Source organism: Paenibacillus apiarius (genome assembly GCF_017052585.1).
Taxonomy (GTDB): Bacteria; Bacillota; Bacilli; order Paenibacillales; family Paenibacillaceae; genus Paenibacillus_B; species Paenibacillus_B apiarius.
In genome coordinates this window covers 4,794,663-4,814,940 of the sequence record NZ_JAFFHZ010000001.1, presented here as the reverse complement: position 1 = coordinate 4,814,940, position 20,278 = coordinate 4,794,663, and the positions used below count along the sequence as shown (strand labels likewise).

The window sequence follows — 20,278 nt, the reverse complement described above, 5'->3', positions numbered from 1 at the left end:
GAAGCTTTTATTCTGTCTCTTTCATCTTTTCTTTGATTGCAGCTAATTCATCCTCTGCATTCGCACTCGTATCCTTCTCTAATTGTGTGAATAAGTCATCTAGATCGTCCTTCGTTCCTGCTCTAAGTTCGGCTATAGCCATTGCTTCATCATAAACCCGATTAACCTTCTCTTCCATGGCTTCGAATACGGATTCAACAGCTCCCAAGGGGGAGCCGCCGGAATTCAATTTTTGCTGTGCTTTGGCAGCCGCCATTTTCCCTTTCAGTGTGGCGCGCCGTGCTTCAAACTTCCCGATATCGGAAACGAGCTTATCCTGCATTTGTTTCATCCTGGCGTTGTTTGAAGATGCCAGATCATAAGCAGTTTGCAATTGCTTTTGTTTCTCGGCCTGCATTGCCTTTCTCTCCAGGAACTTTAGTGCGTCTTCTTCATTACCGTCTTCCACTGCCTTCTCGGCATATTTTTGCAGCTTTTTGATCTCCGCGTTGCATTCATCCGCTGCTCTTTTCGCCCTTCTCTCATCCGCCAACATCGAGGCCGTTTCCGCTTTAACCTTACCCAGCTCGCTATTCAAGCTCCGCATGTAATCATCAATCGTCTTCTCCGGATCTTCTGCTTTGTTCAATAAAACGTTTACATCAATCCCCATAATATCCCTAAATCTCGATAAGATTCCCATGATGCGCTCCCCCTCGAAAAGATTATCCCCCTTCATAATAATACATTAAAAAATACATTAAAATCGGAAAAAAGGTTTCATTCCCCAAAATTCGACGAGTATCGAGTCTAATAGAATTCCTCCATGAATCGTTCTCTCCAAATGGAAAGTAGTCATCTTCCGCGTTCGGTAAGTGTTTCTCTCGCTTTCCGTTAGCGGAATGACCCAGCACTGCACTATCTAACTAAAAAATAGCCATCCGCTAACAGATGGCTATCCCTCTCTGCTGTATTTACGTGTTCCAGTTCGCAAGCATGCCTCTAGCCATCTCCATATCGGCTTCCTGGCCGGTAATAAGCGCAAACTTGGCCACCAACACCGGATAAGCGGTGCGGAGGATGCATGTCCCCGTGGTTCAGCACCGAATGCCCGGGCCAGTAAGAGTCATCAGACAACCATGCCATCCAGCGCTCTTCCAGCATCTTCGGTATCGTAAAGCTGCCTTTGATCTCATCCATATGATTTGAAAATTCCGCGCGCGCCTCCTGAGGACTTTTTATGCGGACACCCGCCTTGGCAGCCTCGTCTTGGGAGGTGCGATGCAGCGCTGCCAGAGCCTCCGCGAACGAATCGAAAAAGACACCCGAAAGCGACTGCTGCTCGAACTGCCATACGTATCCGCCGCCCCCCGGGTCTACCGTTGCGATTGGTTTGCCGCGGAGCAGCGGATATGCGATAAGCTCAGACGTAAAAATGTGCCAATCCGGCACATCGATCGGCAGCTGCGCCCGCACAAGCTGCAGCACCTTATGCTCATTCTCAGCCCGCTTCAAGACGTCGGGTCGTCTCGGCTTGCGAAGCACCCACAGCTCGCCCGCCTCATCCTTCGCGAATGCCACAAGGAAATCCATCCCCGATTCATTTAGTTCCACTTGATTGGCGTTTATGCGCAGTCCATTCTGATTTGCGGCGGTTACCATCTCTTCAATCCTATGTTGACGATTTGATCGTGCCGATGTCATTGAACATCCACTCCTCGCGTCCATGGCTAATTGGGTTACAGCTTGCTTGCATGCCTGGCGGCATTCCATGCGGTCAGCAATTCATCTACTCTTTCTTTACGAACCGCGCACAATGCAACTCCGACGCCTCCTATGCTAATTTTCCGATATTTTACCATCAATCGCTTGTTACAGTAAACAACAAATGAAACAGTTAGCTAATGTACGAACGGTATCACATGACTCCGAACTATTTTGGAGAATAGGAACATATAATAATATACATTCCAAATTTTAATTCCTCTGCACTGCCTTCTAAGTTGGCATAACGTACAGATAAGTTGTAAAGTGAAATTAATAATTCGTAAAGGAGCGAAAAATGGTGAAAGGTACGCATGAAGATTGGATTTTGTTTAATGGGAGAATTGTGAATATAAAGGAAGAGCAGCCGATGGTTGCATTAGAAGAACGGGGCCTGCAATTTGGTGATGGAATCTATGAAGTGTTTCGTTTATATAATGGGAAACCACACTTGTTAGATTTACATTTAGAAAGATTCTTTACATCTATGAAGGAAATTCATCTTAACCCGCCTTTTACCAAGGAGGAATTGATTGGACAGCTTCAGCAATTAATTGAAAAAAATCAATTTCAAGAAGACGGAAATGTATATATTCAAATATCAAGAGGTGTTCAGCCGCGAAATCATGTATATGAATCGAATTTGAAACCAACCTATTTTGCAAACCTTGTAGCGTTTCCAAGACCGGTTGCCACGATGAAAGAGGGAATAAAGGCAACTGTGGAAGAGGACATCCGCTGGAAGTTTTGCCATATCAAATCCTTAAATTTACTTCCGAATATTATGATTAAAAATAAAATTAGCGAAGAAGGATACCAAGAAGCAATATTAGTTCGAGATGGAATTGTAACAGAAGGGTGCCATTCCAATTTCTTTATTATAAAAAATAATAAAGTGATTACGCACCCAGCCGATCACTTTATTTTACATGGAATTACTCGTCATCATGTTATTTCGTTAGCACAAGCTCTACATATTGAAGTAGAAGAGAGAGAGTTTCCAGTGCAAGAAGTATATGAGGCGGATGAATGCTTCTTTACAGCGACGCCCCTTGAAATATTCCCAGTTATTCAGATTGGAGATAAGCCATTTGGCAATGGAGAAAGCGGCCCGGTTACGAAGAAACTGCAAGCTGCCTTTGAGGAAAGTATTGCACCTTTAAAAGGAACAAATTGAAGGCATAAGGAAAGAGAAGCTGGTGTTTCACCAGCTTTCAGACTGTCGACAAAGTCCTGTCGCCAGTCTTGTTTTTATAAGAACACTTCAATCATTCACCGCATTAATATAGTTTATATTTAAGTAATTGGAGCAAGCAGGATATCAGGTGAAAGAAGAGTACAACCATTCTATTAATGGAAAAAAGTCCGTGCAGATGTTGCGGTATTTGAATGCAGTGAGAAAGAGAATACTTTAAGACTTGTGGTTGATATCCAGGCGTCAACCATGTATCCCGCAACTATTGCAAAGAGAATTAATGTATATCATTCAGAGGGAACACCCACAGCGTGGATTCTTTTATTAGATACGTACTTTAATGGATCCTTGTATTTAAGAGACAGAACATACGAATCGCCCGACTCTTCGGCCAGCGCCCTCACTCTCTTGATCTCACTTTCGATAAACTTTTTTTCCTCTGAAGTCGGAGCCTTTTGGGCTGTTTTTGTAGCAGCGGTTTTTTGGGTTTTCTCGTAGGATTGCGCCTCTGCCGCAAAGTTCACTGAAGAACCCAATAATAAAACACTGCTTAGTGTAGCGATTGCCACTTTTGTTGCTACCTTCATTTGGTAACCCCCCTCCCATTTATGATGTTTAAACTCACTTAACTACAATTGTAGTCCATTGATGTCGACATGATTTATTCGAAAGTTGTTTTCACGCTTTTACTACATGCAAAAATGATCCGTTCGACTATGGATCACGCTCAAAAAGAAAGCCCATGCATCCTATTTCAGACTGCATGGGCTTGTACGCAAGAACTAAGACGAATCCATATTATATTCTCATCATTTCTACAATCATTCCGTTTATAAAGCTATTTTTTTACTGCCGTTTTCGCCAGCTTGATCAGGTCTTCTTCCGTCAACGGATTACCCTTATTGGTTACGATTTGAAAGCTTTTTTCACCTTCTCCCCAGGAAAGATAATTTCTTCCTTCGTGCTTCGGATCTTCCTTTTCTCTGTCTTTAGCGGATATATAGGTGTATTCCTTTTCTTTCCTCTTCTTATCTTTTACATCTTCCTCGTCAAAATGAAAACTCTGAAATGAGATAAAGTCTTCTCCTTTCGTGTACGTTAACCCGATGTGGTGGCTTTTTGTTACGTTCATCTTCTTGGAATATATTTGTTTGCCTAGCTTTTTAGCCTCGGCTTTCACTGCTGCAAAATCCTTAGGAGTGAATACGAAATAAATATTCGCCTTGCTAAAGGTATAGCCCTCCGGCAAGTCAGTTGGCTGCTGCAGAACCGCCTCTTTCAAGGTCGATGCTCTTTTGAGGTAAGCCTCATATGTATCGAAGGTTGGAGGTGAGCCTCCCATGAGAAAAACTTCCCGGCCGCCTTTTTCTTTCTTTAATTCATTGCTGACATATAGCATGTACGTATCATCCGGATTTTCTTTCATCAACTTATTTATTTTATCCTTCTCTTCTTTTTCTAACCTTTCCCCTTCACTTATCGCCTTAGGTTTAGCGGCTGCCGTCTTCAAGGCGATGTCGCTTGAAGCACGGGATGGGGCCGCCTCTGCCGTTAGGTTCATCGAAGAACCCAGTAATAAAATACTGCTTAATGCTGTAATTGCTACTTTTGATGCTGCTTTCATTTTGTAGTACTCCTCTCATTATTGATTTCAATCAAAATAAACTACAACTGTAGTTTAGTAATATACTACAGTTGTAGTTTGTAAATGTCAACATCATTGATGTAAATTTCTTCACTTTTCATACATGCAGAAGTTGACCTATTTCAACCTGCGGATCACGCTCAAAAAGATAGCCCCTGCATTCTATTTCAGACTGCATGGGCAACAAAGCTATTTTTTTACTGCCGTTTTCGCCAGCTTGATCAGGTCTTCTTCCGTCAACGGATTACCCTTATTGGTTACGATTTGAAAGCTTTTTTCGCCTCCTTCCCAGAAAAGATAATTTCTTCCTTCGTGCTTCGGATCTTTCTTTTCTCTGTCTTTAGCGGATATATAGTTGTATTCCTTTTCTTTCCTCTTCTTATCTTTTACATCTTCCTCGTCAAAATGAAAGCTCTGAAATGAGATAAAGTCTTCTCCATTCGTGTACGTTAACCCGATGTGGTGGCTGTTTGTCACGTTAATTTTCTTGGAATATACCTGTTTGCCCAGCTTTTTAGCCTCGGCTTTCACTGGTGCAAAATCCTTAGAAGTGAACACGTTATAAATATTCGCTTCGGCGAAAGTATAACCCTTCGGCAAGTCAGTTGGCTGCTGCGGTACCGCCTCTTTCAAAGCAGATGCTCTTTTGAGATATGCCTCGTAGGTATCGAAGCTTGGAGAAGGGCTTCCCATGAGATAAAATTCGGAAAGAGAAAAACCCTCAACTGGAAGGCCGCCTTTTCCTTCCTTTAATTCATTGCTGACATATACGATATACGTATCATCCGGATCTTTTTCAAGCAACTTGGCGATTCTCTCTTTCTCCGCTTTCTCCAGCTTCTCCCCTTCACCCTCAGCTTGTGGTTTAGTTGCCGCCGTTTTCAAGGCAATCTCGTTGACAGCAGGGGATGGAGCGGCCCCAACATCGTTTCCCTTCGCATTTACCAGTGTCACGCTGCCAAGCGCAACAATAATCGCCATCCCCAAAATGGACAAATGATAGGATTTTTTATGAAATCGCTTGATCATTAACAATCTTTTCTTCATTTGTTTATGCGTCGCGGACAATCCGGCAAGCCCTGGCTGATGTCGTTTGCCTGACAAATGAAAATGCTCCAGCACATGGATGATGGTTTGCCCATATGTATTGATATGCTGTAGATTTGGCTGTGAACTCATCCGATTCAGTACGCATGCATCGCAGGCCATCTCCTGATCCTGCCTTGTTTTATGTACGGCAAGCCACAACAATGGATTAAACCAATGGAGAATGAGCAACATGTGCATTGTCCAATTCACCGCCACATCCCGCCGCTGTATATGCGCAAATTCGTGCGCCAAAATACACCGAAGCTGATGCTCTCGCAGCGTAACGAGCAGACTCGGCGAAACAACGATCGCCGGCTTGCGAAAACCGACTACGGCAGGCCCAGGAATGCGCTCACTTGCTACAAACCGCACTTCACGCTTTACGCCCATTAGCTGCTTCGTTTCGCTGAAGACTGCCGATAACAAAGGCGTGTCAATACATCGGCCCGCGCGCAGAGCTTGTTTCAATCGAAGCTGGTCGTATGCCGTCTTCGCCGCAAGAAACAGCACGCCTGCAAGCCAAACCAACATCAGCAGATTGGTGAATCCCATTTGTTTGAACCCGCTCCACCAGATGCTTATGTCCCGCACAGTTCCCGATTTATGGGACGGATCTGATACTTCCGCATCTCCTCTGATTTGGCTGCTTTTCTCCGCGGTGTAGAAACGCTCTGCTTGAGCTGTCTCTTCGTAATCCCCCTCAGTCCCCTTCAACCATTGATGCCAAGCTGATGGATTTGGCGTTTGTTGTTGAATTCCGGGCGCTAAGACATCCACAGGCAGAACATTGTATAAGCTAAGCGAGGATTCCGGCGCCCAAGGGAGCAGCAGACGAATCGCGACAGGCAACCAGAGCCAATATTTCCATCTCGCCTCAAGCCTTTTGCGCAACAGAAATTGCAAACTCAGGACAAGCACGACCAGAATGCCGGCCATTAACGACCCGCGGATGACCCAGCCGAAGAACGACAATAAACATTCGTTCCATGCAGGATTCATCAGGGCTCTCTCTTTTCCGATTCCCCGTCGCTGCGGTTTTCGTCAAACAATGCCTTCAGATCCTCGATTTCTTGCGCATTCAGCTTTTTATCCTGCAAAAAGTTGGCCAACATTGGCTTCAATGCTCCGCCATACAGTTTTTTCATGAAGGATTTAGTTTCAGACCGCAGGTACTCCTGCTCGCTGATGATCGGATAAAATAATTGGGTGCGCTTCGAACCCTTTTCCAGCTTCGCACCAGCCGCTTCCTTCTGCACCAGACGACTAAGGAGCGTCCGGGTCGTATTCGGGCTCCACCCCATTCGATCCATCATTTTCTTGACGACCTCACTTGAAGGGCAATTCGGATTTGTCCACAAGACGCGCATAATTTCCAACTCTGCATCCGTGATGGACGGTATTTGATTCATGCATAAAACCTCCAAAATCAATTTGCAAAACTACGCATGTAGTTATGAATTATGCTACAACTGCAGTCTGGTAAAGTCAACATGTTTGGTAGAGAAAAATTTTCTCGTTTTTGTTACATGCAAAAATGATTCGCCCCACCTGCGGGAATGATGATCTACAAAAGAACCCATACAATCCTGTTTCTAGATCTGTACGAGTCTGTCCGCAAGACCTGTAGCTGGATCAAAATGTTATTTTTTCACCGCATCTTTCAGAATTTCGTTCTTCTGTTCCCTGGTCATATCCGATGAGGTTGAAATACTGTATTCCAATTTGTCGCCATCATGCCAAAAAACGTATTTTGGAAAGATATGCCCCGGTAGGTCATCGTCAAAGAAACCTTTCTTCTTACTTCCCCCTGAGTCCAGCGTATACTTAGAAAAGGCCAGCGTGTCTTTCCCGTATAGCAAAACTTATTGGAAGTTTAAGCAGACATTGCCTGTAAATGCACGGTGGCTCATACTGTGAATTTCTGGGGTATTGAGTTAGGTTCGGTTTGCATATTCTACAGTGGATGGGACACAGCGATGATCTGTCACACGAGAAAACAACCCCTTCCTCACGCGATTAAGTAGGTGGTTTAAAAAGAGTAAAATTCTTGGAAAGTATGATTTGAAAAAGGTAGACCGATTCATTTATAGAACGATTGCAAGAATAAGAGGAAAACCGATCACGGATTCACAGGAAATGAAACTGTATGGAATGGATGATGTAGCCTGTTTTTGTCTGCGACCAATACTTCCATATAATTCAAAAATCGTATCAGTTCCTGTAAACTAATTCGAGGTGATTGCCACGGAATTAACTCTCCTGACGAAATCGGATGAGCGTCCTGATTGAGCAGTGATTTTTAAACGTTTTCAATCTTTTTTGCATGCCAAAAAAGCTGTATTGAACTTCGCCTTCAAGTTCAATACAACTCCTATCGCTCGTCCCCCCCAAAATCCACCCAACAACTGGGTCAGTTCGTATCAACGACGGTATATCTCGTATTCGTTAACTTAATTTTCCCTTGCAAGCCCGATGTCACATAAACCTTGTTATCCTCCATAATGAACATCGCTTCTACGTCAGGCTTTTGCTGAATATAAGCCAGCCCATCTTCCAGTCCCATAATAACGGCTGCCGTAGAGAGTACATCGGCATCCGTAGCGGTTCCACCGATAATCGTTACACTCTTGATCCCATTCTGTGTAGGAGATCCTGTCTCCGGATCTAGAATATGATGATATCGAACCCCGTTATCCATAAAGAACCGTTCATACACGCCTGAAGAATCAATCGTCTCATCTTGAAGCTGAATGACGGCTAATCGTTCCCCCCGCTCCCGGTCTGGGTCTTGAAGTCCAATGCGCCATGGTTCCCCTGTAGGTTTGCTGCCAATCGCGATAATACTGCTGCCGCCGAGATCGATAATCGCACTCTCCACCTTCTCTTGACGCAGATAATTAGCCGCCAGGTCTGCTGCGTACCCTTTGCCAATCCCTCCGAGATCGATAGACATACCTGCTTTGGCTAGCTTGATCGTTACATTTTTCGCATCCATCTCTATGTCTCGATAGTTTACGAGCGACTTTGCCTGTTGAATAAGACTTGCAGCCGGGGGGTGCTCTCCGCCATTTCCAATCTTCCATAGACTGACTAGCGAACCGATACTCGGATCAAAGGCACCTTTTGTATCCACGGCATAGTCCACGGACACTTTCACCAGATCGAACGTACCTTGTGAGACTTTTACCGCTTGTTTTCCTGCGGCCGCATTCACCTGATGGATTTCACTCGCATGATTGTTCATATTAATCTGTTGATCGATTTGATCCAGCATCTTCTCGATTTCCATAAGATGCTTTTCCGACGCTTTATCACCATACAACTTCAAACTAATCATCGTATCGAATTTAAAAAGGGTTTTGGTCACAAGCGCATTCGGCGGCTCTTTCTTGCTGAACACGGAATCGTTACTCCATAGAAAATATCCAATGCCTGTCACTACGAACAGAAGAAATGCCGCCCCTGCTATTTTCACCTTTTTACTGTTCGTCATATCAATGAAAGCCTCCTCACGAAATCTTGAAAACCATCAAAATTATCGTCGATGTGGCACATGGATGTATGTGATAAATATCATCTTCACCTTGCTCCATACTTACATATTGCGCTTATACTGCCGGCATAGCGAAATTCCAGATTTTTCATCGTAACGGTTATTTCGTTAATACGCATCTTATCAAAGATTGTTACCTAGCCTGCGTATAGAATACCTAGAACCGCGACAATATAAAAAAAGAGCATCCCCCCGCCTCTTGGGGAAATAAGGCGGTGGCGCCTGCCAGGAGAAATTGATAAGACATTGGAGGACATTGATCATGCTAGAAGTAGAGTTGGATATCTTTTCCGGGATGCCCAATCCTAAATGGCTTTTGTCTGAAGCAGAAGAGAAGGAACTGCTTGATATGTTAACTTCCGATCCGGCACAAATTTCACCCGTGCATACTCCTGACGAGGTGATAGGCCTTGGTTATGGCGGATTGATTATCCGGGAAATTAAGACGGATGAGGGCATTTGGAACAGGACCAATCGGGCATTGGAAAGTCCATTTCCTAGGGAGTTCCGAGTCGGGAGCAAGCCGGCGAGACGAGCCCCTGCTGCTGAGTGGCTTTTGCAAACATCAGAAAAGAAAGGCAGTAAATTAAGAGACGAACTGCGTGAAGTGGCTGCAAAAGGTGTCAAATTAGTACCATCGTCTCGTGAAGTTGTCGAACCAGACACAGATACTACTAGTGAAAATGGGGAAGTCAGTCGTTCCATTAATATACCCTGGATCTTATGCGATAACAATTACTTTGATGCGAATGTAGACCTTTTCAATATGACCCAGTATGTCAGTCAGAATAATTGCTATTGCTTCGCCAGCAATCATCTGGCGCAGCGCCGCTATGCACGCCCTGGCCTACACGGAGGCCGTCCAGCAAGGGAAATGACCTGTAGTGAAGTAATAGCGGGTCTACACGCTGATGGTTGGAAGGATGGGTGCCAGCCAAACACTTTGACTATTGCATGCGTGGTTTGGCCAGCGAACGATTTTCACTTTTACCGGCTTGTCACGGGCGGGCCCGGTTATATGTGGGGCCACAAACGAGGAGGCACACCAGCTAGATACACAGATGAGTGTGGGCGTCCCATTGTTAAGAAAGCTTTCTTTCTGGAACCTGATTTAGATCCAACTAACATTTGCCGAGAGAATTATACGCATTTTTGTGGTTTTTTCTATCAGGACAACACAACGGCCTTTGTCAAATAAAGAATTAGGGGGAATTAAGAGGGGGGTCCTCTACCGTACTCTTCTGCGACTGCGGATACTCTCTTGATATCAGCTCCAGTTCCATTCAGGGATCGCTGAATTAAGCCAACTTCACCAAGGCAATAAATCTTGGTCCGGTCTCGAACAATTGTAATTTCTTAAATTAGTTATACGTATTTGTAGTCTGTGGCTGCATATATGTCTTGTAGATTACATAAGTGAGAGGTTATATATTCAAGATTTATTTCAATGATGTAGTATCTCGGCTGTCCAGACTGATCTTGTAACAAAACACAGCCGACTACTTCATTAGAGGTTCCAATAACAACTTTTCGAATGAACATCCAGAAATTACCCAAATGAGTATTCGTCCAAAAATATGCCCACCCATTAACGCACGGAATTAAATCTTGAGGAGTAGGCGGGTTAGGAATAAACGGCGGGCTTGGTTGAGCTTGAGGAGGCCAGCCGATATGATTACACATGCCAAGATCGTGACCACATGCTGAACTTACGCTTGCATTTTCGCTCATCATCGGTGTTATCATGCTCATTCTGAAATTTCACACTCCCGAAAGAATAATTAAAGCAATTAAGATATACCTATGCGCCTGCCTAGAATTTGCTCTGGGCTGTTATCACGGCTCCTCCCTTTATTTCCAATTTTATATGGTTATAATGGTGGTTTATTTAGTTGGGCTGGCGCTGCTCCGCCGCTGCTGGGACCATTAATGCTATTACGACCATAATGGCCCACGGCCACATCAATGATAAGCTCAACGAAATCCTTGAGCAGTTACAAGGGGTAAGGAGCACCTTAGTCACAGCGACCGTTGAGATCTTGGAGGCCATTGATAACGTTCATCGTCAGATCGACGAAGATGTTGCGTTAGATGCCATCGCCCTTGCCGATCGTGCGTTATTCACAGTTGGCCGAAGCAGACTTGGATTAAACAAATAAAGAACTGGCCATCACCAGTTCTTTAAGCAGTTTGTATTTATTTATTGCGAAAAATAACTTAAACCCGCCCCCAGTGGTCTTGCAGTAGCTGGTATCTCGGTTGGATTTCAATTATTGAATGGTTTGTACGGGACTGCCTAGAAGTTGGCTTGCATTAACTTTTGTTGCACCTGAGACGCAAGTGCCTCCCGATTGCATCGGAAACACGATTGTAACTGACTCTTCACCTGAAGGCAGATATGTTACAGTGTGGATAAACACCCGTGTGCTCTGAGGAATTACATAACCATTCATTAAGGGGATAGGATTGGCAATTGTGTAAAATTGACCGATTAAGTTGGAAAAAGGTGCTCTTGTTGGAGAATTACAATGGTGGTATTGATTATAAATCATTTAAATACCTCTTTTCATATTTATTTCATTACATTATCTGTATATTCCTGGGTACTTGACTAAGTTCCAACAATAAACGGAGGAACCCCGGATTTCCCGATCGCTGCTTCGTCCCCGCGCAGGACCATTCTTACTTTGCCAGCCTCTCTTTCTCCACCAGCGTCAGACACCCGATCGCCATGATGGTTCCTCTATCTTTCGCATGCTCCTTCACCGCACTGCATGTCCCGAATCTGAACTAAAGGATGACAATAATGTGCGTATTATGTACCGTTTCTTGCTATAAAAAAAGCCCGCATCCTCCGATGCAGGCTTCGTGAATCTCAGAAATAGGCTATTGCTGTATCGTTTGCTTGCCGCGAATATTCTACACGAACAGGTTCAGGTTGGCATCTTCCGCCTTGCCCAAATAGGTGGCGACACCGCCGATCGTAACGCCGTCAATCAGTTCTTCCGCCTGAATGCCCATCACATCCATCGACATAGAGCAAGCCACCAGCTCCACGCCGAGCTCCATTGCATTGCGCATCAGTGTCTCAAGGCTATCCACATTCTTCTTTTTCATGACGCGCTTAATCATCTGCGCTCCCATGCCTGCCATGTTCATATTGGAGATCGGCAGCGCGTCCGGTCCTTGCGGCATCATTTTCCCGAACATCCGCTCCATGAAGTCTTTGTCCAAGCGCGGCGCATTCGCCTTGCGCAGCACATTCAGCCCCCAGAAGGTGAAAAACATCGTCACCTTTTTTCCCATCGCTGCAGCCCCGGTCGCAATGATGAAGGAAGCGATCGCTTTATCCAAATCTTGATTGAACACGACGAGCGTCGCGCCCTTCTCGCCCTTCGGTTCATTGCCGGAGGCCGCGGCCGGACTCGCGGCAGCTGCGCCCTTTCGCAGCCAGACGCGGATTTTGTCCTTCTCCGCTACCTGCTTTAGCAGCGCGTTCCCCGTTTTGCCGCACCAAGCCGCAATGTCCTGCGGAAACGCCGGATCGGTAACGGACACCTCGATTACGTCTCCGTCCTCCGCCTTCTGCATCAGCTGGTACACTTGGCTAATCGGGCCGGGGCACTGCAGCCCGCACACATCCAAGTGATAGCGGGCCTGCAGATCGTCGCTGAATGCAGACTGCGTCGGCTCCGTATCGGGCTCGCCCTGCGGCGCGGATGATCCGGACTCGTGCCGTCCCTGCGCCTCTTCCGGCGCCCGCTTCCCGAAGTACGCTGAATACGTCTTATATCCGCCGCTTACATTAATCGCTTTGAAGCCGTGCTGCTCCAACATCCGGGCAGCCAAGTAACCGCGCAGCCCGACTTGGCAGCTGACATAGATCGGCTCGCCGGCAGGCAGCTCGTGCAGGCGCGAGCGCAGTTCACCAAGCGGAATATTGATCGAGCCCGCAATGAAGCCGGACTCGCGTTCCACCGGCTCCCGGACATCAACCAGCGTTGCGCCGTTCCGAATCAGCTCGTCGATACGGTCGTAATGAACGACGTCCAGCACGCCGTCCGCCACATTGGAAGCGACATAGCCGAGCATGTTCACCGGATCCTTTGCCGAAGAATACGGCGGCGCGTAAGCAAGCTCCAGATCCGGCAGATCATGCACCGTCAGCTTGCCTTTAATGGCGGTCGCGATCACGTCAATCCGCTTCTCCACGCCGTTCATGCCAACGCCCTGCACACCGTAGATCTCCCCGGTCTCCTTGTCGAACGTCATTTTCAACGATACCGGAAATCCGCCCGGATAGTAGCTGGCATGGGAAGCCGGATGAATGTGCACCGCTTCGTATGCAGTTCCAAGCCGCTTCAGCGTCTTCTCGTTGTTGCCCGTGACTGCCACGGTCAAGTCGAACACTTTCGCGACAGACGTGCCCAATGTCCCCCGATACGGGCGCCCCTTGCCATAGATATGATCCGCCACAAGTCTTCCCTGCCGATTGGCCGGCCATGCGAGCGGGATCATCGCCGGCGTCTGTTGAATATAATCCTTCACTTCAATGGCATCGCCAATGGCCCAAATATGCGGATCTTCCGTACGCAGCTGCTCATTGACCACGATGCCGCCGCGGCTGCCCAGCGCCAGTCCCGCTGCTTTCGCCAACTCGTGTTCGGGACGCACGCCAATCGACAGGATCGTCATGTCTGTCTCCAAGATTCTGCCGCTCCCCAGCTTCACCTTGCGTCCTTCCTCCATGAAAGACGACAGCCCGTCGTTCAGGATGAGCCGAACTCCTTTATCCCGCAGATGGCTGTGCACCATCGCGGCCATTTCCGGGTCCAGCGGCGCCATTACTTGATTGGCCATCTCCACGATGGTTACTTGAATGCCGCGCAGGTGCAAATTCTCGGCCATCTCCAAGCCGATAAAGCCGCCGCCAACGATAAGCGCTTGCTTCGGTCCTGCTTCATCCACGAATTGCTTGATGCGATCGGTATCCGGGATATTGCGCAGCGTAAATACGTGTTTCGCCTCGTTGAAGCCTTCAATTGGCGGCACAATCGGCTTCGCCCCCGGAGATAGAATCAGCTCGTCATACGATTCCTCGTAATTCTCCCCTGTCTTCACGTTGCGCACAGCGACGACCTTGCGCTCCCAATCGATGCCCGTAACCTCGTTCAATGGCCGGATATCAAGATTGAACTTCTTCGACATTCCTTCCGCCGTCTGCACGAGCAGCGCTTCCCGCTTCGGAATGACGTTGCCGATATGGTAAGGCAGTCCGCAGTTCGCGAATGAAATATGCTCTCCCCGCTCGAACAGCACGATATGGGACCTTTCGTCCAAGCGCCGCAATCTTGCCGCAGCGGTCGCGCCTCCGGCGACACCGCCGACAATGACAATTTTTTTGTGGTTCGACATCATGATCATCCTCTCCATTATTATACCCATAGGGGTATAATATAACATCGTAGATGATCCGTCAAATCGCTGAACATAAACATTCCGTAATCGTCAAAAAAACACCGCCTTCCTGAGAAAGCGGTGCTGTTCCGTATGTATGCCGTAAGGCGGCCTATATATGAATAAGTGCAGCCTTATATATCGTTATGCTTTTTCCCTTGGCTCCATCAAGCTCACGGAGTCCACCGCCGGATCGAGCCAGTTCTCGATCAGCTGCCGCGCATACTGAAGATCTTCTTCATCAAGCATGTAGTACCATATTCCATTCATCATCGCCCCTTCTCCGTCCAGCATATAGGTGCTGAATGCAGGGAGGCTGTCTTTCGCAAACATCGCCTTCGCCAAGTCAATCATATCCTTGGGGAGCATATCGGTAGTGAAGTTATCGCCCGCAATTTCCATCAGCTCGGGAATGCGGCCGACTTTGTCCAGCTCGACAGCCCTCTCCATGATAGCCTGCAAGAAGATGCGATTCCGCATCGTGCGGTTCATATCCGAATCCTCGCGGTACCGTACATAGTTCAGGGCCTCCAGCCCGTTGTATATCGGCTTGTTCGCTTCGATTCTGAATTTATCGTGGCTCCAATGTTTATTGACGATGTCTTTTGTAATCGGCAATTTGACGCCGTCCAGCGCATCCACTACGTCCTTGAACCCCGTGAAGTTGATGGCCGCGTAATGATTCACCGGATGCTGAAGCAGCTTCTCCACGGTCTCCACGCTCATTTTCGCCTCTCCGAATGCATATGCATGTGCGATTTTATCCTGCATGTCCCTTCCGACGATCTCTGCATAGGCATCTCTCGGGATAGACAAGAGCAGAATCCGATTCTCTTTGGGCCGCATAATGGAATAAATCAATGAATCCGAACGGCCCGCCTCTTTGTCACGTTGGTCGATGCCCAGCAGCAGCATGGAGAACGGAGTATTCTCTTCGCGGATGACTTCTTTTTTTCCGATAATGGGTTTGTACGTTTGTTCCAGCGTCTTCTCAACCCGATCGGACAGGAACATATCAAATGCAAGAACCGCCAGCTGCTTGCGAAAGAGAAAACCTCCAGTTGCAAGGATGGCCAATGCCAGCAGTATGATTCCCCATATTTTATATTTTCTCATAGCCGCTCCTTCCTTCATTTTTAAAATCTCATTTCACTTTACTAGATGAAGGAACGATTTTCCACATCCTAAATGTAAACTATGGTATTTTATAGATCATTTTATCGTTGTTTTTCGACTCTTCCACAACTTTCTTCCATTATCTTCGTGCGAAGCTGCGTATTCGGCTAGCGATTCCGTCATCGTAATTTGCATGCTGCCAACATGACTTGGACTGGCTCATTTTCTTTTACCGAAATAGAAATCCGGGTCCATATAGACGTAAGGCTCCTTCGCTGGCGCAATGCTACCGATTTTTTCCGCTTCAATCTTCATAATTTCCGCGTCGTCGAAGGTCGTCGTCGATAAGGTGCCGTTCACTTCGATCCATGTATCATTCGCATAGCGGCTCGCCTGCGGAGTTTCCACCACGACACCGTACGGAAAAGCATCCGCCGCGCAGCACTCCACGGAGAAGCGCACCACCGCGAATTGGTTGCGGTTCATTCCTTCCCCCCGGTGAACGAAGCCGCGAATGTTTACCTTTTTCCCTGAAAACTGCTGCTTGTACAGATCGAGCGTCGTTATCGTCTCGATGAACAGCGCCTCGGGAATGTCGATAACGGCTTGCTTATCAAGCGACGAGGCGTGCTCCGCGTATACTTTCGAATAGGAGTCGTACTTGAACTTTCCATCGATCGTTCCCGACTTGTCGGGCCGTCCCTTATCTCGCTGGACGATGACGGTTTCGATCGGAATGGGCTTTCCGTCGGCTCCTAAGAAGAAGCTGTCATCGTCAGAGTCCGGCGCTGCATCAGCTGCATCAGTCCCATCCTTCGTTCCCGCGGCTAAAGGCGACGGGGCGGCTGGAGAGGAACGTTCGGAGGAAGCGGCGTACTGCACGCCTTTCTTCTCAGCCATCGCGCTTCCGAGGGACGTCGCGGGGAGCGCGTTAGCCACTGCGAGCGGCAACAGAAACAGCGCGCACAGCAATAGCGGCTTCTGCAGCGAATAGGACGCTTCGTGATGACTGTAGCAGCCGCAATCGTGCTGCTGCGCCGCAGACGGCTCAGACAGCGCCCGCATTCCGCGATACAGCTGGAACGCCGCCAAGCCGTACAGCGCAGCCGCCCCAAGCTTAACCCATATTTCCATACGCGGGGCGATATAGAGCTGCAGCTTATTTTGCCATAACAGAATGAATACGAATAACGACCATGCGAACATGACTAGCGATTGCAAAAGGTATATAGATCCCTGTTTCCACGGACGAGATGACAAGGTCATGGTCATGCTCCTTTCGAGTGGTGAATGGTGAAATCGGCGCATAATGTGACTCATTAACGCTGCGTGTTCTTTCTCTATTGCACAATCGCTACCATACAAACGTTTGCAGCAGCAGGGAACAACCTAATACGGCAACCGCAATCAGCAGACTAAGTCTGACGATGAACGACTTGCGGAACACGCCAGCCAGCATGAAGGACGTCTTCAGATCGAGCATCGGACCGAATACGAGGAAGGTCAGCAGCGGTCCTTTGGCGAACATTGTGCCGAACGAAGCGGCTATGAAGGCATCTGAGGTGGAACATAAGGAAATGATATATGCAAAAGCCATCATAAAGAGGTGCGCGCCCAGCCCCGTAGGGCCGACATCGGCGAACCATTCTCTGCCCGCCCATGTTTGAATCACCGCGGTAATGAAAGCGCCCATGAGCAAATATTTCCCCATATCCATGAACTCATCACCCATATGATATACACTCGACTGCATTCTCCGCAGCCAAGACAGCTTGTCCTTCAGCGCAATCGCTTGATGGCGCGACTTTTGATCATGCGGGGCTTGATGGTGGTTCACATGTTCATGCCCGGCCGCTCCGCTATTCCGCAGCGGATTGCGCTTCACCGTCTTGTACAGCACGAGCCCAATCAGGGTCGTTACGGCAAAAGCCAGCACCATCCGATACATCGCCATTTCCGGCTGGCTGCGAAACGCCATCGACGTAGAGGCAAAAACAATTGGATTAATAATCGGAGATGCCAATATGTACGTAATGCCGATATATACGGGCATGCCCTTCTGTATGAGACGGCGGACGACTGGTACCATCCCGCATTCACACAGTGGAAGCAGCACGCCGATAAGCGATGCCGCGATGACGCCTAACAGCGGATGCCGCGGGATGAATCGCCGCATGGCTCCTTCGGGCACGAACTCGTGCAGCACGGCGGACACGGCGACCCCGAGCATGAGGAACGGCAGTGCTTCCAGCATCAGGCTGATACCGACCGTCGTTGCGTTCGTCAAGGCGGTCTGATCGATGGAGAATTGCAGCTCGGTTATGGATTGGTTCGTAAAAATCAAATACAAAATGGCCATGCAAATAAAAGCCGTCGCATAGGTGCCTATTCGCAGCAGTCCATTCATGCGCGTTCTCCCTTTCCGATACAGAGTAGTACATAGATTTGTTTATATATCCGTAATAATTACGATTAATTCCATAGAGAGAATATCACATTATTTCTAATGGCGTCAATCGCTGCCATCGCATCCGGCCAATGTTCAATAGTCATGTCGCTTTATAGCTATAAGCTCGGACGTTCCACCTGTCTCATCCATTGGACCAATTACAGCCTGCATACCTTCTAGCCACCGGGTCCGTGAAAAAGAAAAAGCCAGCCATAGGGCATGCCCCACGACCGGTTTAATCTCCAGCGCTATCGAACACGTTCAGTTCATCTCGCTCAATAACCATTTTTAAATAAATAACATCCTACTAGTCATAACCAGCTTGCGATACTCCGCTTCAAGCGCTCGATCGGTTCCAGACCGGTATCGCCCAGATTGCTGAGTGCAATCAACACCGCATCTTTCTCCGTATTTCGATATAACGTAGAGCGGAATCCAGCCAAGCTGCCATTATGATAGACCGTATTCCGGCGTCCGGAATATATCATCCAGCCATATCCGTAGCCTCGCTCGTCATCAATGGCGACATGGGGCGTGAACATTTCGCGCAATGCATCGCTTCCAATCAACTGCGCGGCATAGCATGCTCTTTCCCACCGATACAAATCCCTTACCGTGGAATAGAGAATGCTCCCGGCGCTGTTATAGCTCGGAATATCCTGTTTCCAGGCCGGTTTCCCCTCCGCGTAACCGATTGCCCGGTTCCCTTCCGCAAGATAGGAAGCGAGATGCCCTCCCGTCCGTTCCATATGAAGGGAGAGGAAGAGCTCCTGTTGAATGAACTCCTCATATGTCCGGCCTGACACCCTTTCTACGATGAGTCCGAGCAAAGCGTAACCAAAATTGCTGTAATGAAAGCTGCCGACCTGATGGGCCGGAACAACCGTCTCCATCTCTTGGAGACGTAGAGGGGCCATATCTTCATCAACATTCCAATCTACAAGAATATCCTCGTCCAATCCAGCCGCATGCGTCAGAAGCTGATGAATCGTCAAATGCTTGAGTCCCGGCAATTCCGGCACGTATTGCGCCACCTTATCCTGAACGCCAAGCTGGCCCCGTTGCTGCAGGAGCATGATCGCTGTTGCCGTAAACTGTTTGCCGATCGAAGCAATTTTAAATACGGTATGCTCGTCGTTAAGCCGCTTCTGCTCCATATCAGCCCAACCGTAGCCTTTACATAGGCGAATAGTGCCTTCATAGGCAAATAAGAATGAGCCATTATAGCTTTGCTCGATTAGAAATTGATCGATATAAGCATGGATCTCCATTTTCAGGGCGCCTCACTTCCAAATGATAGATAACGAGTTGTTTGCACGCTAGACATTTCGCTTGCAGCCTGCGATATTCCTTCCACGCATCATCATGCGACATAGAAAAACGCCCCGAACGTAACCGTTTGCGTAGCGCCTTGAATTCGTAATCTTCTAATCATTGCACCATGCCTCAATCGTCTATGGGGTCAAGCTCAGCCAATATATGTTCCAGGATGCCTCCAAACGTTTCTTGAAGCGTACCGGTCCGCCCAACAGCATCTCCACGAGCACGCCATCGAGCAGGCACATGAATGACGCCGTAACCGTCCCCGCGTCCAGCGGCGTCACTTCGCCCCGTTGCATTCCGCGTTCGAACACCGTACCGAGCAACTGCTCCATCTTGTCCAAATAACCGTTGATATGCTCCATCACCAATGCTTGCAAAGACACGGGCGGGAAAAACATCATCCGCAGCAAAAATTTCACGCTATTGTCGTTATCATACCTATCTTTATATTGCGCAATGAGCTTATAGAGCTGAAGCTGGACCGTGTCTTCCTGATGCTGCCCGCAAAATTCCCGCAATAGCTTAAGCTCATCATGAATCGCTTGCTTGATGACACTTAGGAACAAATCATCCTTGCCCTTGAAATGGGCATAAATGGACGGTGTCTTAATGCCTACCTGCTCTGCGATGTGAGCCAATGAAGCGCCCTCATATCCATGCTCCGCAAAATGACCCAAAGCAACCTCGACAATCCGATTCGCGGTCATA

17 protein-coding genes are annotated in these 20,278 nt (G+C 47.7%); 3 read left to right on the top strand and 14 right to left on the bottom strand.

Annotated features, from left to right (window positions below):
* Positions 1–7: 7 nt before the first annotated feature.
* Positions 8–682 (bottom strand): PspA/IM30 family protein, encoded by a 675-nt coding sequence (locus JSQ80_RS21525; protein ID WP_206096628.1) that lies wholly within the window; start codon positions 680–682, stop codon positions 8–10.
* A 299-nt stretch (positions 683–981) separates the two neighbouring features.
* Positions 982–1,683, bottom strand: a complete 702-nt coding sequence (locus JSQ80_RS21520) for a macrolide 2'-phosphotransferase (protein ID WP_272491144.1) — start codon at positions 1,681–1,683, stop codon at positions 982–984.
* A gap of 361 nt (positions 1,684–2,044) precedes the next feature.
* On the opposite strand from JSQ80_RS21520, the gene dat reads away from it, so the two are divergent.
* Complete coding sequence (gene dat / locus JSQ80_RS21515; protein ID WP_206097677.1) at positions 2,045–2,920, top strand: D-amino-acid transaminase; 876 nt, start codon at positions 2,045–2,047, stop codon at positions 2,918–2,920.
* A gap of 305 nt (positions 2,921–3,225) precedes the next feature.
* Here the strand turns inward: dat and JSQ80_RS21510 are convergent, their stop codons facing one another.
* From JSQ80_RS21510 to JSQ80_RS21490, 5 genes are all read right to left on the bottom strand, one after another.
* Positions 3,226–3,525 carry a hypothetical protein gene (locus tag JSQ80_RS21510; RefSeq protein ID WP_206096627.1) on the bottom strand — a complete coding sequence of 100 codons (300 nt, stop codon included), beginning with the start codon at positions 3,523–3,525 and terminating at the stop codon, positions 3,226–3,228.
* Between the two features lie 251 nt (positions 3,526–3,776).
* Entirely contained in the window at positions 3,777–4,562 is a 786-nt protein-coding gene (locus tag JSQ80_RS21505; protein WP_206096626.1) for a hypothetical protein, read from the bottom strand.
* Positions 4,563–4,772: 210 nt separating this feature from the next.
* Entirely contained in the window at positions 4,773–6,671 is a 1,899-nt protein-coding gene (locus JSQ80_RS21500) for a M56 family metallopeptidase (protein ID WP_206096625.1), read from the bottom strand.
* Positions 6,671–7,081, bottom strand: coding sequence for a BlaI/MecI/CopY family transcriptional regulator (locus JSQ80_RS21495; RefSeq protein WP_206096624.1), 411 nt, complete (start codon positions 7,079–7,081; stop codon positions 6,671–6,673). Before JSQ80_RS21495 ends, JSQ80_RS21500 begins: the two co-directional genes overlap by 1 nt.
* A 1,001-nt stretch (positions 7,082–8,082) precedes the next feature.
* Positions 8,083–9,165 carry an FAD:protein FMN transferase gene (locus tag JSQ80_RS21490; RefSeq protein ID WP_206096623.1) on the bottom strand — a complete coding sequence of 361 codons (1,083 nt, stop codon included), beginning with the start codon at positions 9,163–9,165 and terminating at the stop codon, positions 8,083–8,085.
* Between the two features lie 322 nt (positions 9,166–9,487).
* On the opposite strand from JSQ80_RS21490, the gene JSQ80_RS21485 reads away from it, so the two are divergent.
* Positions 9,488–10,423 carry a hypothetical protein gene (locus JSQ80_RS21485; RefSeq protein WP_206096622.1) on the top strand — a complete coding sequence of 312 codons (936 nt, stop codon included), beginning with the start codon at positions 9,488–9,490 and terminating at the stop codon, positions 10,421–10,423.
* A gap of 694 nt (positions 10,424–11,117) precedes the next feature.
* On the top strand, positions 11,118–11,384 hold the full coding sequence (locus JSQ80_RS21480) for a hypothetical protein (RefSeq protein ID WP_206096621.1): 267 nt from the start codon (positions 11,118–11,120) through the stop codon (positions 11,382–11,384).
* Between the two features lie 111 nt (positions 11,385–11,495).
* Here the strand turns inward: JSQ80_RS21480 and JSQ80_RS21475 are convergent, their stop codons facing one another.
* The 7 genes from JSQ80_RS21475 to JSQ80_RS21445 all read right to left on the bottom strand — a co-directional run bounded on the left by JSQ80_RS21475 (position 11,496) and on the right by JSQ80_RS21445 (position 20,277).
* A complete protein-coding gene (locus tag JSQ80_RS21475; RefSeq protein WP_206096620.1) occupies positions 11,496–11,777 on the bottom strand; it encodes a hypothetical protein in 282 nt (93 codons plus the stop codon).
* A gap of 367 nt (positions 11,778–12,144) precedes the next feature.
* On the bottom strand, positions 12,145–14,640 hold the full coding sequence (locus JSQ80_RS21470; RefSeq protein WP_206097676.1) for a CoA-disulfide reductase: 2,496 nt from the start codon (positions 14,638–14,640) through the stop codon (positions 12,145–12,147).
* Between the two features lie 186 nt (positions 14,641–14,826).
* Positions 14,827–15,798 carry an LCP family protein gene (locus JSQ80_RS21465; RefSeq protein ID WP_206096619.1) on the bottom strand — a complete coding sequence of 324 codons (972 nt, stop codon included), beginning with the start codon at positions 15,796–15,798 and terminating at the stop codon, positions 14,827–14,829.
* A gap of 219 nt (positions 15,799–16,017) precedes the next feature.
* On the bottom strand, positions 16,018–17,064 hold the full coding sequence (locus tag JSQ80_RS21460) for a TIGR03943 family putative permease subunit (protein ID WP_206096618.1): 1,047 nt from the start codon (positions 17,062–17,064) through the stop codon (positions 16,018–16,020).
* Between the two features lie 88 nt (positions 17,065–17,152).
* Positions 17,153–18,205 (bottom strand): permease, encoded by a 1,053-nt coding sequence (locus JSQ80_RS21455; RefSeq protein ID WP_206096617.1) that lies wholly within the window; start codon positions 18,203–18,205, stop codon positions 17,153–17,155.
* A 353-nt stretch (positions 18,206–18,558) separates the two neighbouring features.
* The gene (locus JSQ80_RS21450) at positions 18,559–19,518 is read right to left on the bottom strand and encodes a serine hydrolase domain-containing protein (protein ID WP_206096616.1); all 960 of its coding nucleotides are present in this window, start codon (positions 19,516–19,518) and stop codon (positions 18,559–18,561) included.
* A gap of 183 nt (positions 19,519–19,701) precedes the next feature.
* Positions 19,702–20,277 carry a TetR/AcrR family transcriptional regulator gene (locus JSQ80_RS21445; protein ID WP_206096615.1) on the bottom strand — a complete coding sequence of 192 codons (576 nt, stop codon included), beginning with the start codon at positions 20,275–20,277 and terminating at the stop codon, positions 19,702–19,704.
* Position 20,278 lies beyond the last annotated feature (1 nt).

Bases quoted from the DNA above. Each gene is read 5' to 3' on its own strand.
- JSQ80_RS21520 (WP_272491144.1), bottom strand. From the start codon at position 1,683: ATGACATCGGCACGATCAAATCGTCAACATAGGATTGAAGAGATGGTA.
- JSQ80_RS21485 (WP_206096622.1), top strand. From the start codon at position 9,488: ATGCTAGAAGTAGAGTTGGATATCTTTTCCGGGATGCCCAATCCTAAA.
- JSQ80_RS21450 (WP_206096616.1), bottom strand. From the start codon at position 19,518: ATGGAGATCCATGCTTATATCGATCAATTTCTAATCGAGCAAAGCTAT.
- JSQ80_RS21525 (WP_206096628.1), bottom strand. From the start codon at position 682: ATGGGAATCTTATCGAGATTTAGGGATATTATGGGGATTGATGTAAAC.
- JSQ80_RS21465 (WP_206096619.1), bottom strand. From the start codon at position 15,798: ATGAGAAAATATAAAATATGGGGAATCATACTGCTGGCATTGGCCATC.
- JSQ80_RS21445 (WP_206096615.1), bottom strand. From the start codon at position 20,277: ATGACCGCGAATCGGATTGTCGAGGTTGCTTTGGGTCATTTTGCGGAG.
- JSQ80_RS21510 (WP_206096627.1), bottom strand. From the start codon at position 3,525: ATGAAGGTAGCAACAAAAGTGGCAATCGCTACACTAAGCAGTGTTTTA.
- JSQ80_RS21460 (WP_206096618.1), bottom strand. From the start codon at position 17,064: ATGACCTTGTCATCTCGTCCGTGGAAACAGGGATCTATATACCTTTTG.
- JSQ80_RS21475 (WP_206096620.1), bottom strand. From the start codon at position 11,777: ATGATTTATAATCAATACCACCATTGTAATTCTCCAACAAGAGCACCT.
- JSQ80_RS21495 (WP_206096624.1), bottom strand. From the start codon at position 7,081: ATGAATCAAATACCGTCCATCACGGATGCAGAGTTGGAAATTATGCGC.
- JSQ80_RS21505 (WP_206096626.1), bottom strand. From the start codon at position 4,562: ATGAAAGCAGCATCAAAAGTAGCAATTACAGCATTAAGCAGTATTTTA.
- JSQ80_RS21500 (WP_206096625.1), bottom strand. From the start codon at position 6,671: ATGAATCCTGCATGGAACGAATGTTTATTGTCGTTCTTCGGCTGGGTC.
- JSQ80_RS21455 (WP_206096617.1), bottom strand. From the start codon at position 18,205: ATGAATGGACTGCTGCGAATAGGCACCTATGCGACGGCTTTTATTTGC.
- JSQ80_RS21470 (WP_206097676.1), bottom strand. From the start codon at position 14,640: ATGTCGAACCACAAAAAAATTGTCATTGTCGGCGGTGTCGCCGGAGGC.
- JSQ80_RS21490 (WP_206096623.1), bottom strand. From the start codon at position 9,165: ATGACGAACAGTAAAAAGGTGAAAATAGCAGGGGCGGCATTTCTTCTG.